Origin of the sequence: Fortiea contorta PCC 7126 (genome assembly GCF_000332295.1) — a bacterium.
GTDB classification, from domain to species: domain Bacteria; phylum Cyanobacteriota; class Cyanobacteriia; order Cyanobacteriales; family Nostocaceae; genus Fortiea; species Fortiea contorta.
On the sequence record NZ_KB235930.1, the window covers coordinates 3,502,025 to 3,517,303 of the forward strand.

The 15,279-nt window shown below is 41.7% G+C and carries 8 protein-coding genes; 5 read left to right on the forward strand and 3 right to left on the reverse strand.

Features of this window, described 5'->3' with window-relative positions; translation table 11 throughout:
- Positions 1-44 precede the first annotated feature (44 nt).
- The 4 genes from MIC7126_RS0116095 (at position 45) to MIC7126_RS0116110 (ending at position 13,082) form a co-directional block, all read left to right on the forward strand.
- Positions 45-6,170 carry a non-ribosomal peptide synthetase gene (locus MIC7126_RS0116095; RefSeq protein WP_017654190.1) on the forward strand — a complete coding sequence of 2,042 codons (6,126 nt, stop codon included), beginning with the start codon at positions 45-47 and terminating at the stop codon, positions 6,168-6,170.
- Between the two features lie 204 nt (positions 6,171-6,374).
- Positions 6,375-7,376 carry a TauD/TfdA family dioxygenase gene (locus tag MIC7126_RS0116100; protein ID WP_017654191.1) on the forward strand — a complete coding sequence of 334 codons (1,002 nt, stop codon included), beginning with the start codon at positions 6,375-6,377 and terminating at the stop codon, positions 7,374-7,376.
- Positions 7,377-7,626: 250 nt separating this feature from the next.
- A complete protein-coding gene (locus MIC7126_RS0116105; RefSeq protein ID WP_017654192.1) occupies positions 7,627-11,625 on the forward strand; it encodes a non-ribosomal peptide synthetase in 3,999 nt (1,332 codons plus the stop codon).
- 131 nt (positions 11,626-11,756) lie between these two features.
- Positions 11,757-13,082 carry an MFS transporter gene (locus MIC7126_RS0116110; protein WP_017654193.1) on the forward strand — a complete coding sequence of 442 codons (1,326 nt, stop codon included), beginning with the start codon at positions 11,757-11,759 and terminating at the stop codon, positions 13,080-13,082.
- Between the two features lie 52 nt (positions 13,083-13,134).
- Here the strand turns inward: MIC7126_RS0116110 and MIC7126_RS0116115 are convergent, their stop codons facing one another.
- The 3 genes from MIC7126_RS0116115 to MIC7126_RS30510 all read right to left on the reverse strand — a co-directional run bounded on the left by MIC7126_RS0116115 (position 13,135) and on the right by MIC7126_RS30510 (position 14,402).
- A complete protein-coding gene (locus MIC7126_RS0116115; protein WP_017654194.1) occupies positions 13,135-13,713 on the reverse strand; it encodes a hypothetical protein in 579 nt (192 codons plus the stop codon).
- A 111-nt stretch (positions 13,714-13,824) separates the two neighbouring features.
- Complete coding sequence (locus MIC7126_RS0116120) at positions 13,825-14,265, reverse strand: hypothetical protein (protein WP_017654195.1); 441 nt, start codon at positions 14,263-14,265, stop codon at positions 13,825-13,827.
- Entirely contained in the window at positions 14,262-14,402 is a 141-nt protein-coding gene (locus MIC7126_RS30510; protein ID WP_154655903.1) for a hypothetical protein, read from the reverse strand. The genes MIC7126_RS0116120 and MIC7126_RS30510 overlap by 4 nt, the downstream gene beginning before the upstream one ends.
- 305 nt (positions 14,403-14,707) lie before the next feature.
- Between MIC7126_RS30510 and MIC7126_RS0116125 the strand changes: the two genes are divergently transcribed.
- Positions 14,708-15,247 (forward strand): DUF2267 domain-containing protein, encoded by a 540-nt coding sequence (locus MIC7126_RS0116125; protein WP_017654196.1) that lies wholly within the window; start codon positions 14,708-14,710, stop codon positions 15,245-15,247.
- The last annotated feature ends 32 nt before the right edge of the window (positions 15,248-15,279 follow it).

The following is a 15,279-nucleotide window of genomic DNA, read 5'->3' on the forward strand; positions in this document are numbered from 1 at the left end:
CGATCGCCTGTGAAGGAGTTTAAGTTTACAAAACAAGAAGAATTATGAGTGACTTATTAAAACGCCTAGAAAATCTTTCACCGCAAAAGCGCGAGTTAGTTTTACAAAAGTTGTTAGCTAAAAACAAATCGCAAGCTGTATCTATCGCACCTGTTAGCCGAGACGAAGCGATTCCTTTATCCTTCCCGCAACAACGGCTGTGGTTTTTAGACCAGATGGAAGGAAGCAGCGCCAATTATAATATGGCAGCAGCAGTAAAAATTAAAGGAAATCTCCAGGTGGGGATGCTGGAAAGAACTATTGCAGAAATTGTACAGCGCCATGAAATTCTCCGCACCACCTTTAATACAGTCGATGGCAATGCAGTACAAATCATCGCCCCTAGTGTAACAGTAAAACTGCCCGTAATTAACTTACAAACACTGCCAGTTGGGGAAAGATTCGCTCAAGTAGAGCGTTTAGCAGTAGAGGAACAAATCAAACCCTTCGATTTGACACAAGATTCTTTGCTGCGAGTGACACTGCTACACGTGGCTGATGAATCTTACGTCTTACTGGTGACAATGCACCATATTATTTCTGATGGTTGGTCGATGGGCGTGTTTATTCAAGAATTTACTAGTTTATATACAGCCTTTGCAGAAAATAAACCTTCTTCCTTACCAAAATTATCTATTCAATACGCTGATTTTGCCCATTGGCACAGACAACACTTACAAGGTGAAGTTTTAGAAAATCAACTCAATTACTGGCGACAACAATTAGCTGACGCACCACCCATCTTAGAATTACCTACAGACCGTCCCCGTCCTTCAGTGCAAACCTTCCAAGGACAAACACTCAATTTTGCACTCAACCAAAATCTTACCAAACAACTAAATATCCTCTCACAAAAATCAGGGACGACAATGTTCATGACCCTGATGACAGCTTTCGTCACCTTACTAGGACGCTACAGCAATCAATCAGATATCGTCATTGGCTCACCCATTGCCAACCGCGATCGCCAAGAAACATATCCTTTAATTGGTCTATTTGTCAATACCTTAGTTTTGCGAACCGACCTCAGCGGGAATCCGAGTTTTGCAGAACTATTGCAGCGAGTACGACAAGTAGCTTTAGATGCTTATGCTCATCAAGACATGCCATTAGAGCGGTTAATGGAAGCATTGCAACCAGAGCGATCGCTTTCTCATATGCCATTATTCCAGGTTGCGTTTGCCATGCAAAACACACCTATGGGAGAATTAAAATTGCCCGACCTGTGTTTAAAGCTCTTAAAAATCGAAAATCGCACCGCCAAATTTGACCTTACCCTCTCCATCCAAGAAACAGAGACAGAACTCTTAGGAGAATGGGAATTTAACACCGACTTATTCGACACCGCAACCATCACCCGCATAGCGAGAAACTACCAGACATTACTCGAAAACATTATCGCCAATCCCCAACAACCAATCAACGAATTATCAATCCTCACACCCAAAGAACAACACCAACTACTTGTCGAGTGGAACAACACCCAAACAGAATATCCTCAAGATAAATGTATTCACCAACTAATAGAAGAATGGGCAGAAAAAACACCAGACGCCATCGCCGTAGTCTTTGAAAACCAACAACTAACCTACCGCCAATTAAACGAACGCGCCAACCAACTAGCAAACCACCTGCAAAACCTCGGCGTCAAACCAAACACCCTCGTTGGTATCTGCGTTGAACGTTCCCTAGAAATGATCATCGGCTTATTAGCAATCCTCAAAGCAGACGGTGCCTACCTCCCACTAGACCCCAATTATCCTACAGAACGCCTAGCCTTCATGCTTGAAGACTCTCAATTACCAATACTCTTAACCCAACAACGATTAATTGAGAAACTACCACCACACCAAGCCATCACAATTTACTTAGATGCAGAACCCTCCTTTCCTCTTTGCGTCTTTGCGCGCCACTTTCCTCAACGGGGGGAACCCCCGCACGGAAGTGGCTTGCCTTTGCGCGAAACAAACCACCCCACCAAACCACACCACGACCTAGCCTACATAATCTACACCTCAGGGTCAACCGGCAAACCCAAAGGCGTCATGGTACCCCACACCGGACTAACCAACCTCGCCAAAGCCCAAATCCAAACCTTCAAAATAGACACATCCAGCCGTATTCTTCAATTCGCTTCCTTCAGCTTCGACGCATCCATCTCCGAAATTATCATGACATTGGGAGCAGGAGCAAGACTATATCTAGCCACCAAAGAATCCCTACTTCCTGGCGCATCATTAATTCAACTACTGCAAAACTACAGCATCACCCACATCACCTTACCACCAACAGCCTTAGCCGTCCTCCCGCCCGACCAACTCCCAGCACTGCAAACAATAATCGTCGCAGGAGAAGCTTGTCCCCCCGATTTAGTTACACGTTGGTCAATAGGACGCCAATTCTTCAACGCTTACGGCCCAACCGAAGCCACCGTCTGCGCCACCATCGCCCAATGCGACAATACCACCAACAAACCCCCAATTGGTCGCCCCATCACCAACACCCAAATATATTTACTTGATCAAAACTTGCAACCCGTACCCATCGGTGTTCCTGGCGAACTGCATATTGGTGGTATAGGATTAGCTCAAGGATATCTCAACCGTCCAGAATTGACACAAGAGAAATTCATTCCTCACCCCTTCCACAATCAACCAGGGGCGAGACTTTACAAAACCGGCGACCTCGCCCGCTATCTCCCAGATGGTAACATTGAGTATCTAGGACGTATCGACCATCAAGTTAAGCTGCGCGGCTTCCGGGTTGAATTGGGAGAAATTGAAGCCTTACTCAGTCAACATCCAGCAGTCAACCAAAATCTAGTTATCGTCCGCGAAGATATCCCTGGTAGTCAGCGTTTAGTCGCTTACATAGTTCCCAATCCCGACCAAACACCAACAGTTAGCGACTTGCGAGCATTCCTCAAAGCAAGGCTACCTGAGTACATGGTACCGTCAGCTTTCATCCTTTTAGATACTCTACCCCTGACACCAAACGGCAAAGTAGACCGTCGCGCCTTACCCACACCAGAATCTCGTCAGGAATTGGGAGTCAACTTTGTCGCCCCACGCACTCCCCAAGAATCAAAGTTAGTGGCGATATGGGCTGAGGTGTTGCGGTTGCCACAGGTGGGAATTCATGATAACTTCTTTGAAATAGGTGGTGATTCTATCCTCAGCTTGCAAATTATCGCTAGAGCCAATCAAGCGGGGATGCAGCTTAACGTCAAGCAGTTGTTTCAACATCAAACCATCTCTGAATTAGCAGCAGTCGCTGGTACAACCCAAACTATTCAAGCAGAACAAGGTTTAGTTACAGGTTCCTCACCACTAACACCGATTCAACAATGGTTCTTTGCACAGAATTTACCAGAACCAGCTTACTTTAATCAGTCGGTGTTGTTAGAAGTTCCCCAAGATTTAAAACCAGATGTATTACAGTCAGCTTTACAACAACTTTTACAGCATCACGACGCTTTAAGGTTAAGATTTGTCAAGAAAGATGTCAACTGGACACAAACTCACGGTGATGCTGATGTTAGTGTACCTTTAACTTGTGTAGATTTATCCCAAATTGCCCCACAACAACAACAAACAATTTTAGAAACCCACGCCAACAACTTACAAGCTAGCTTAAATCTTTCCCAAACACTAATGCAAGCTGCACTGTTCAACTGTGGCGAACAACCTGCGCGGTTACTGCTAATTATCCATCATCTAGTTGTAGATGGTGTCTCTTGGCGGATTTTGGTGGAAGATTTATTCCATGCTTATCAGCAAATCAATCGCGGGGAAAAGATTCAACTTCCAGCGAAAACATCTTCCTTTAAAGAATGGTCGCAGAGACTGAGTGAATATAGCAACTCAGATGCACTCGCAACGGAATTAGATTTTTGGTTAGAACAAGCTTCTGAATTTACCCCCTTACCTGTAGAATATCAACAGTATAATCAGGAGGCGAATACTGTCGCATCATCAGCAAAAGTTGCAGTATCTCTCGGTGAAGAACTAACCCGCGCCTTACTCCAAGAAGTACCCGCAGTCTACAACACCCAAATCAACGACGTGTTGTTAACTGCTTTGGTGCAAACCTTCGCACAATGGACTGGCGAATCTTCCTTACTAGTTGACTTAGAAGGACACGGAAGAGAAGAACTGTTTCCAGACATTGATTTATCCCGCACCGTCGGCTGGTTTACTGCTTTGTTCCCAATGAAATTAACATTGGATGGTGGGGAGTTAAAATCAATCAAAGAACAAGTACGCGCTTGTCAAAAACGGGGAATTAACTACGGCATTCTCCGCTACCTCAGCCAAGATACAACAATCCGCCAAAAATTGGAAACAGCACCCCAAGCGCAAGTAAGTTTCAACTACTTGGGACAATTTGACCAAGAATTATCCGAATCTGGATCATGGAAAATAGCTCAAGAATCAGCGGGTACTGAACAAAGTATATCAGGCGATCGCACTCATTTAATCGAAGTCAACGCCTCAATTGCATCCGGAAAACTACAACTGAATTGGACATATAGCCAAAATATCCATCAAAAATCCACAATTGAAACATTAGCCTCTGGTTTCATCAACGCACTCACAGACATTATCCACCACTGTCAGTCCCCTAACGTCGGCGGTTACACACCTTCAGATTTTCCCGAAGCTGAATTAACTCAAGCATATCTGGACAATTTAATTGGCGAAATGATAGCGCGAAACCCCAGCGCCAAGAAAAATATTGAGTCAATTTATCCCCTGTCCCCCATGCAGCAAGGTATACTATTCCATACCTTGTATGCTCCCGACGCTGGGATATATTCTGAACAGTTAAGCTGTACCCTCAAAGGAAAGATTAACACCACAGCCTTTGCTCAAGCTTGGCAGAAAGTAGTTGACCGTCACCCAGCGTTGCGAACCTTCTTCGTCTGGGATAATTTGAACAAACCGCACCAAGTCGTCTGTAAATCTGTCAAAGTACCTTTTGTACATGAAGATTGGCGTTCACTTTCACCCACCCAGCAACAAGCACAACTCGCAGCCTTTCAACAAGCAGACAGAGACAAAGGATTTTCACTCAACCAAGCACCCTTAATTCGCTGCACTCTCATCCAAACAGCAGATGATACTCACGAATTTATTTGGTCATTCCATCACCTATTAATGGATGGTTGGTCATTACCCATCGTCGTACAAGAAGCCTTCGCTTTTTATGAAGCAGCGAACAAAGGCAACGAATTATATTTAAAAACAGCACATCCCTATAAAGATTATATAGCTTGGTTAGCAAAACAAGACCTTTCCCAAGCAAAAGAATATTGGCAGCGATCGCTCAAAGGTTTCACAGCCCCCACACCCCTAATCGCCGACAAGCCCCAAATCAACCAGCAAACCTACAACGAACAGCATATCCAACTACCGCAACCATTAACAACAGCCCTCGAAACCTTAGCTAGACAAAATCAAATCACCCTGAACACCTTAGTACAAGGAATTTGGGCACTGCTACTCAAACATCACAGCCACCAATCAGATGTAATTTTTGGCACAACAGTATCCGGTCGTCCTCCATCCCTGGCGGGTGTAGAAACGATGGTAGGGATGTTAATTAACGTCTTACCAGTGCGGGTACAAGTATCTGAAGACGCGCAAATATTACCTTGGCTCAAAGAATTACACACAAAACAAGTAGAACGGGAACAATATTCCCACACCCCCTTAGTGGAAATTCAACGCTTGAGTGAAATAAAGAGCGGTACACCAATGTTTGAGACTAGCGTCGCATTTTATAACTACCCAGTAGACCCTGCATTGCAGAACGCCACAGGTGGTTTAAAAATCGAAAACATCGGTAACTATGAGCGAACAAAATATCCTTTAATGTTAGTTATTACTCCTGGTGAACAGATTTCTGTAGGCTTGAGTTACGAAGGCGATCGCTTTACTCAGAATACCATTAATAGCATCTTAGAAAAGTTTGCCATTATCGCCAATAAAATTACGGAAAACCCTGAAGCTAAGTTGAATTCTATAGAAGATATGCTTGTGGAAGCAGATAAAGAAAAACAATTAATCAAAGACAAAGAAATTGCAGCAGCGACAATCAATAAACTAAACAAATTCAAGCGCAAGTAAACCTAGAATTTGGCGTTGCTGACAAGTATTAATTTCCCTCACGCAGAGACGCAGAGGCGCAGAGGAAAAGAATGAGTTTAAATCTCTCGCTACTCTCTGCGTCTTTGTCTTGAAAAGTTTGCTCAACGGGGGGAACCCCCGCACGCAACTTTTCGCTGCGCCTTTGCGTGAAATAAAAAAACCCATTCACCCACACGAATCAAAATGAACACTATCAAAAAACTGCAAATTGGCAAACGTAAAGTAGTTGAAAAACTAGTCAATATAGAACCACTCAACCATGATAACCCTTTACCGCTGGTCATTTCTCCAGCTATAGATGGAATTAGTTTAATCGATTGGACACAGCAAAACCGCGATTTAGTTGAGAATAATTTACTGAAATATGGTGGAATACTTTTCCGCAATTTTCATGTGAATACAGTCGAAGAGTTCCAAGGATTTGTTAAAGTAGCTTCCACCGGAGAACTGTTAGATTACACCTATCGTTCCACCCCACGTACAGAAGTTAGCGATAAAATCTACACTTCTACTGAATATCCGGCTGATGAATCGATTCCGTTACATAATGAGAATGCTTACTCTCCCAGTTATCCTATGAAGATATGGTTTTTCTGTGTTAAAGCTTCAGAAATTGGCGGAGAAACACCAATCGTTGATAGTCGAAAAATATTTGCACGCATTAACCCGGCTATTAGAGAAAAGTTTATCAAAAAACAAGTGATGTATGTGCGAAATTATGGTGATTTAGATTTACCTTGGGAAGAAGTTTTTCAAACCGCAAATAAAGCTGAGGTAGAAAATCATTGTCGCAAATTAGGTATTTCATTTACATGGACGGGTAACAATACTCTTAGAACCAGTCAAATTTGTCCCGCTGTGGTGAAACATCCCAAAACTGGCGAAATGGTATGGTTTAACCAAGCGCATTTGTTCCATATCTCCAGTTTGAAAGCAGAGATACGGGAATCGTTGTCTGCGTTACTCAAGGAAGATGAGTTTCCTCGCAACGCTTATTACGGCGATGGTTCTCCCATCGAAGTCTCCGTTTTAGACGAAATTCGGGAAATATATGACCAAGAAGCTGTAATTTATCCTTGGCAAGAAGGAGACGTGTTGATGCTGGATAATATGTTAGCAGCACACGGACGCAGACCGTTTGTGGGGAAAAGGAAAATTGTCGTCGCAATGGCGGAATCTTGTTAAAGCATTTAGTACCTCTGCGGGACTCTGCGCTTTCCTCTGCGTTACTTCGCGTTTAAAAGCATTAGTTCTCCACCTCACTTAACTAGAACTTACTATAATTCAGCCTCCCAAACGCTTGTCACGTAAGCATTTGGGAGTTTTCATTTAATTTTTGGCAACCGAGAGCATAAATCAATTTTCCTACCCCTATTGAAACATGGATGCAGCTTGTATCCCCAACATTGATTAATTTGCTCAGGATTTTAATTTTATGCACGCAGAAATGACTAATCTGATTCGTATTTCTCCGCAACAAAAGCATTTATGGTTGCAGATGCAAGACAATGCACAAGTTTATTGTGCTCAAATAGCCATAAATGTTGACGGTAATCTTAACTATCATACCCTGAAATTGGCTTTAGAAAAAATTAGCGATCGCCTAGAATTTCTCCGCACATCTTTTCATTCTTTACCAGGAATGAATCTTCCCTTACAATCGATTAATAATGAATCCAAAATCACCCTTCAAGCATCCGATTGGAGTAATTTAACTCCCCAGTTACAAATAGCTAAAATCGATGCACTTTTTCAAGATGATAATTTGCGAGTTTTCAATTTAACACAAGCCGCGAATTTACACTTTAATTTAATTAAGTTCTCTACAAACAAGCATATCTTGTTTATCAGTTTACCTGCTTTATATGCAGATGCAACAACACTCGATAACCTTACAAACGAAATTGGTCGCACTTACACAGCTTGTTTGCAAGGTGAAAAATTAACAGATGAAGTGATGCAATATGCTGATGTTTCCGAATGGCTGAATGATTTATTAGATTCTGAGGATACGGAAACAGCCAGAAAATATTGGCTTCAACAAAATATTTCTGCTGTCTTAGATTTGCGAATTCCTTTTGAAAATAAAAGCAAGAAGCAATTTGCACCTCAATCACTTTCCTTAAATATTAATTCAGACACACTAACCAAACTGCAAATATTATCCGAAAAATATCAAACTTCAGTCGAAACAATTTTACTAGCTGCTTGGCAAGTGTTGCTGTGGCGCTTGAGCGGACAGTCTGACATTGTGATTGGTGTTGCAGGTAATGGGCGGGAATATGAGGAATTAAAAGATGTTTTGGGACTTTTAACTAAATATTTACCTACTCATTCTCATCTGGAAACTAATTCCAAATTTTCAGAACTACTGGAAAGAGTCGCTGCATCTTTAGAATTTGTCAAAAAATGGCAAGAATACTTTGATTGGGAGCATATCATCGCTGTCAATGATAAATTTAAGTCCCACGCTTTCTTCCCTTTCTGTTTTGATTTTACAACCCAGTCTGAGAGTTATGTAGCTGCTGATGTCTCTTTTACTGAATATAAAAAATCTGTTGTAACAGAAAAATTTCAAATTAAACTCTCTAGTATTTATGGAAATGAGCACTTATCTTTAAACTTGAATTATGATTCCAGCTTATTTTCTGAAGATAGTATCAAAGTCATCGCTGAACAATACCAAACATTAATCACCAGCGTTATCAATAATCCAGAAGCAGCAATTATTGATTTAAATATTATCAGCGCCAACGAACGACATAAATTACTGCTTGCTTTCAACAATACAAAAACAGATTACCCCCAAGATAAATCCATTCATCAACTCTTTGAAACACAAGTAGAACGCACACCCAATAATATCGCTGTTGAATTTAATCAAGAATATCTCACATATGCACAACTCAACGCCAAGGCTAACCAATTAGCGCATCATTTGCAAAGTTTGGGAGTCAAACCAGAAATATTGGTGGGAATTTGTGTGGAACGTTCCTTAGATATGCTGGTGGGGATTCTTGGTATTCTCAAAGCTGGTGGTGCATATATCCCATTTGACCCCACATATCCCCAGGAACGACTGGGATTTATGTTAGAAGATGCTCAAATTCCCATACTGTTAACTCAACAGCAACTAGTAGATAAATTTGTGGAATATGACACCCATGTAATTTGTCTTGATCAAGATTTACCAGCTACACTGAGCATCAATAATCCTGTCAGCAATATCACACCAGAAAATCTCGCTTATATTATCTACACCTCCGGTTCCACAGGGAAACCCAAAGGAACAATGATTCCCCATAAAGGTTTAGTTAATTACCTTAGCTGGTCTACAAATGCGTATGCAGTTGCTCAAGGTTACGGCGCTCCTGTACAATCTTCCATAGGTTTTGACGCCACGATTACCAGCTTATTCTCGCCGCTATTGGTTGGACAAAGGGTGGTAATGTTACCTGAAAAGGCAGAAATTGAAGCTTTATCTGCACTGCTGCAATCTGATAAAAACTATAGCTTAGTTAAAATTACTCCCGCTCACCTGGAAATGCTCAATCAAATGCTACCTTACCAAAAAGGTGTCACTGCAACCAGAGCATTAGTTATCGGTGGTGAAGCATTATTGGGTAAAAGTTTGACGTTTTGGCGCGATAATGCGCCTAATACCAGAATCATTAACGAATACGGCCCAACTGAGACTGTGGTTGGTTGCTGTGTTTATGAAGTTAACGCGCAAACGTCCTTATCCGGTTCCATTTTAATTGGTCGTCCCATTGCTAATACGCAACTTTATTTACTTGATGAAAATCAAAAACTCGTACCTATTGGTGTTCCCGGTGAATTGTACATTGGTGGTGCGGGAGTTGCTAGAGGTTATCTTAATCGTCCAGAATTAACCCAACAGCGCTTTATTCCCAACCCTTTCAGCAATGAACCCAATTCTCGCTTGTATAAAACTGGAGACTTAGCGCGATATTTACCTGATGGTAATATTGAGTATCTAGGACGCATTGACCATCAAGTAAAAATTCGCGGATTCCGCATTGAATTAGAAGAAATTGAGTCTTTGTTAGCTCAACATCCTTTAGTAAATTCTGTCACCGTTATCGCTAGAGAAGACCAACCAGGAGACAAACGTTTAGTAGGTTATATTGTTCCTCAAAATCAAGCTCCAACAACTAGCGAACTGCGGCAATTTTTACAAACAAAGTTACCTGAATACATGATACCTTCTGCCTTCGTGATGTTGGAATTGATACCGCTAACTGCTCATGGAAAAGTTGACCGTCAAGCTTTACCCCAACCTGATACATTTCGGTTGGATGAACTAGAAGTAGAATTTTTAGCACCACGAAATGATTTAGAACTCAAATTAGTAAATATTTGGGAAAATCTGCTCAACATCCGTCCTATAGGCGTCAAAGATAGCTTTTTTGAATTAGGTGGTCACTCACTTTTAGCTGTACGCTTGATGGCACATATCAATCAAGAATTTGGAAAAAATTTACCTTTAGCAACACTATTCCAAAATCCCACAGTTGAAAGTTTAGCAAACATTCTCCACCAAGCATCAGCAATATCATCTTGGTCGCCTTTAGTAGAAATTCAAAAAGGTAATTCTCAATATCCTTTCTTCTGTTTACCTGGAGGCGGTGGTAATGTTCTTTATCTACATGATTTGGCTCGTTATTTAGGCTCAGAACAAACATTTTACGGCTTACAAGCACCAGGTTTAAATGCAGAATCAGCACCATTAACCAAAGTTGAAGAGATGGCGACTTATTACATCCAAGCCATGCAAAATGTTCAACCCCAAGGGCCATATTTTCTCGGCGGTCATTCTTTTGGTGGTATAGTTGCTTATGAAATCGCCCAACAATTAGTCAAATTAGGACATGAAGTAGCGTTAGTTGCTATTTTAGATGCACCCGCTCCTGTTGCTAGCGAGAAACCCATATATATTGATGTTGATGATGCAACTCAATTAACAGAAACCGCGCGCTTAATTGAACGTTGGGTAGGTAAAAGTTTAAATATATCCTATGAAATTCTCCAACCGTTAGAACTCGACGAACAATTTGCATATCTCAAAGAACAATTAATCGCTGTTGGTTTATTACCTGCGGGAACTGACACAAAACAAGTGCGCGGTTTAGTGGAAGTTTTCGAGGCGAATTTGCAAGCCAGTATCAAATATTCACCACAAGAAATTTACCCAAATCGCTTAACTTTGTTGCGTGCTAGCGAAGTGAATGCAGAAGATGCTGCACTTTTGACTGAACTACGCCAAGACCCAGCCTGGGGATGGGGTGAGTTTGCTGCTGAAAATATCGATATTCATCTTGTCCCAGGCGACCATATTACGATGATGGCGCAACCTCATATTTCAGTTGTTGCTCAACAGCTAAAAAATTGCATTGAACAAGCAAATTATTGAAGTATGAAGTATGAAGTATGAAGTATGAAATTAAAATTTTACATCAATCATACTTCATACTTTTTTTGTTGAGGTTTTTAAAGATAGTTCGCTATGTCTAAAAATAATTAACTGCATCAAGGAGTATTGCAATGACCCAACATCCAAAAAATACAGGAATGCGAATTTTTACTATCATCTGGTTTGGACAGATGATTTCTGCCATCGGCTCTCAATTAACCAGCTTTGCATTGGGTGTATGGGTATATCAACAAACTGGTTCGGTAACACAGTTTGCTCTCATTTCTCTATTTACAACTCTACCGATGATTTTAATTTCTCCGCTGGCGGGGATGTTAGTTGATCAATTTCCTCGCCGTTGGATAATGTTATTTAGTGATTTAGGTGCAGGAATTTCTACGGCGGTAATTGCAATTTTGTTATCTACTGGTGATTTAGCAATTTGGCACATTTATATGGGTGCTGCAATTAGTTCTTGCTTCGCAGCTTTTCAATGGCCAGCTTATACTGCTGCTACTACTTTACTTGTACCTCCTCAAGATTTGGCTCGTGCTAATGGGATGCTGCAAATTGGCGAAGCTGCTGGTAGATTAGTCGCACCAATATTGGGAGGTGTTCTATTACTTTTTCTCGATATTGATGGAATTATTTATATTGATTTTGCTTCTTTTATTTTTGCTTTCAGTATTCTTTTATTCATGCCATTTCCTAAACAATATATTGACAGACATCGCGCCCAAATAACTCCTTGGTTTAAGGAAGCATCCTATGGTTTAGTATATCTAATCAAAAGAAAAGGATTATTTGCACTGTTACTGTTTTTTGCTGTGAACAATTTCTTAGTGGGAATTGTACAAATGCTGGTTACGCCTTTAGTATTATCCTTTGCTTCAGCTACGGAATTGGGTACTATTATGACTATTGGTGGTGTAGGAATGCTAGCGAGTAGTGTAATTGTTAGTGTGGTGAAAACGCCCCAATATTTAATTTTAAGTATATTTAGTTTTATGCTGTTGGGTGGAATCTGCATTACGTGTGCAGGATTCTATCAATTGGTTCCTGTTTTAGCGCTGATAGCTTTCTTGTTTTTCTTCGGCTTACCAATTATTAACAGTTCCACCCACATTATTTTTCAAAAGAAAGTACCCTCTAGTGTGCAGGGGCGAGTTTTTGCTACAGTGGGAGCGATCGCTAATGCATCACAACCCTTTGCTTACACTGTCGCCGGGCCTTTAGCAGATAAAGTCTTTGAGCCTTTAATGACTCCCAATGGACTTTTAGCAGGTAGTATAGGCACAATTATCGGTGTTGGTCAAGGTCGCGGTATCGGTTTAATGTTTATTGTTATGGGAATATTAACTGTCTTGACGGCGATGATTGCTTATCAATATAAACCTTTGCGATTAGTTGAGAAGCAATTACCCGATGCTGTTAATTATCATTCTGTGGTTAATTAATCGTATTCATACAGAGATGTGGCGATACCACGTCTCTATAAATTATGAAAAACTAATCTGGTAAAGCAGTACCTGTCATGGGGTCGCTGATGTACAATCCTAGAGTGAGACTACGCATGACTTCATCCCAAATCGGTGTGAGTTGTTCTGCTTGGTCTGCCCAATAATCAAAGGTAATTAAGCATTGGACATTCGATCCTAAACCAACGCAAGTCCGGGAAAAAGCATCTCTTGGCTCCGCTTGTGTGTCGATAAATTTAATTTCTGTCCAAACAATCTTGGCGGTTTGGCGTTTGAGGGTAAATATTTCGCTTTTAGCGATGACGTTGCGGCCGTCTTCTTCGACGATTTTCTTGAGGGCGCGTTTGAGGGGAAACTGACTCCAATCGTGGGGTGGGAGTTGATTGAAGGATACTTCTAAACAGCAGTCGTCGTCTGGTGGCTGTTTATCGAGGAACTTAAAAGATTTTTCTTGTGGCTCAAAAACCCAGTCTTCAGGGACATTGAAGCGAACAGCCCCTCGGTTGGCTACGAAAATTTTATAGCCTGACGGAGATTCCCAGCGATGGTCAGGTTTGAGTTCCAGAGTTTCCTTAATCCACTGGAGATTGCTTTTTTTTCGCTTTGCCATAGTGTTTTTGCAAATCTGCTATATTGCGATCGCCCACTGCGTTAATACTATCAAACCAGTGGGCGACTATGGCGCTAATTTTTGAGACTGCCTCTAGAGGCGAAGATTTTTCTACTTATTAAAGGCATCCTTGATATTATCAACGGCGCGTTCCACAACATTTTTGGTGTTGTCTACTGCTTTTTGGGTTCTAGCTGCATCTTCCTCTGCTCTTCTTTCGATGCGAGCTGCGTCTCTCTTAGCTTTGCGCTCAATGAAGCTACCATTATCATCAGTTGCTTCGTCAACGCGCTGGGCGTTTTTGTAAGCAGTGCGCTCCACCTTGTCTGCTGTGTCGCGGATAAAGCTCTTAGCTCGTCCTGCATCTTCACTAGCTTTTTCCTGTACGCGATCGCCTGCAGATGCAATTAAGCTGCTAGAATCTGCAAGGGCTAAAGTGTTAGTAAAAAATGCACCTTGCCAAGCAAAAGCGATCGCTAATGCACAACACAGAGTAGTAGCCATCCAGCGTCCAACAATCGATAGTTGTTGCCCAAAACCATTCATTTTCATAGAATCCAATCTTTGTGAGGTTTAGCATCCCCATATTTACTCGATTCCACCGAGCCACCAAATCGTGCCCCAGATAGAGGTTTTCCAGCCGTCAGTCGTCCGATAAATTCACTATTTTGATAGATTGAATCCAACAATCGGTGTATGCATTAGACCTGGCTTAAAAATAGGGAACTCTTAACGGGGAACAAGGAAGAGGAATTTTTATTGTTCCTTGTGAACGCAGTTCATGGAGTAAGAGTGCAAAAGTCCTTGTTTGCGTTCTTTTCTTTGCGCCTTTGCGCCTTTGCGCGACAATAATTCATATTTTGATTCAGCAACGCGTGAAATTTTTTATAACCTTTGAACAGATACCATCTCGCACTTCCGGGCGATACCAACAGTTTTGGATTTGTGCGACCTTACATGAGCAAGCATAAACACTCAAAATTTATCTAAAACAATGCCAGATCAAACATTTAGAAAAAACATTCCCGAAATTGACCCCACAGAGATAGAAGACGATCGCAGCGTGATCAGCGAAGAACATCGCTCTTTTTTAGACAAAGTGAAAAACCAGAGCGGTTTAGCTGACCTGTATGACGCCAGAGATTTAACAGAAGTCGTATTCCGCGTGCTGCGTGACTTGATGACCACCGAAGCTGCTGACCGAGTTGAAGGAGAATTGCATAAGCCAGCAGAAATTACCGAAGAAAAGGCTCTACAACTAGAAATTGCCGATTTGTGGCACGATACAAACCCCATTGTCGGATTTTTAAGCCGAGTACGTCCACCTTGGCAAGGCCCCGGTATTTTTAAAATTGATAGCGATCGCTTTTTATTCCGTGTCGCTAATGAAGGGGGATTACCACCAAATGTAGACCGGGAACGGTTGGTGAAAGCTGTATTTTCCGCTACTAAAGATGAATTATCTCCAGAGCGAATTCAGGAAATCGCTAGTTGGCTCCCTGATTATGTGCGTCAGCTTTGGGAACAGGCTTAAAATTGCCGTCAGGGCGGGAAGACCCCGCCCCA

Bases quoted from the DNA above. Each gene is read 5' to 3' on its own strand.
- MIC7126_RS0116095 (WP_017654190.1), top strand. From the start codon at position 45: ATGAGTGACTTATTAAAACGCCTAGAAAATCTTTCACCGCAAAAGCGC.
- MIC7126_RS0116100 (WP_017654191.1), top strand. From the start codon at position 6,375: ATGAACACTATCAAAAAACTGCAAATTGGCAAACGTAAAGTAGTTGAA.
- MIC7126_RS0116105 (WP_017654192.1), top strand. From the start codon at position 7,627: ATGCACGCAGAAATGACTAATCTGATTCGTATTTCTCCGCAACAAAAG.
- MIC7126_RS0116110 (WP_017654193.1), top strand. From the start codon at position 11,757: ATGACCCAACATCCAAAAAATACAGGAATGCGAATTTTTACTATCATC.
- MIC7126_RS0116115 (WP_017654194.1), bottom strand. From the start codon at position 13,713: ATGGCAAAGCGAAAAAAAAGCAATCTCCAGTGGATTAAGGAAACTCTG.
- MIC7126_RS0116120 (WP_017654195.1), bottom strand. From the start codon at position 14,265: ATGAAAATGAATGGTTTTGGGCAACAACTATCGATTGTTGGACGCTGG.
- MIC7126_RS0116125 (WP_017654196.1), top strand. From the start codon at position 14,708: ATGCCAGATCAAACATTTAGAAAAAACATTCCCGAAATTGACCCCACA.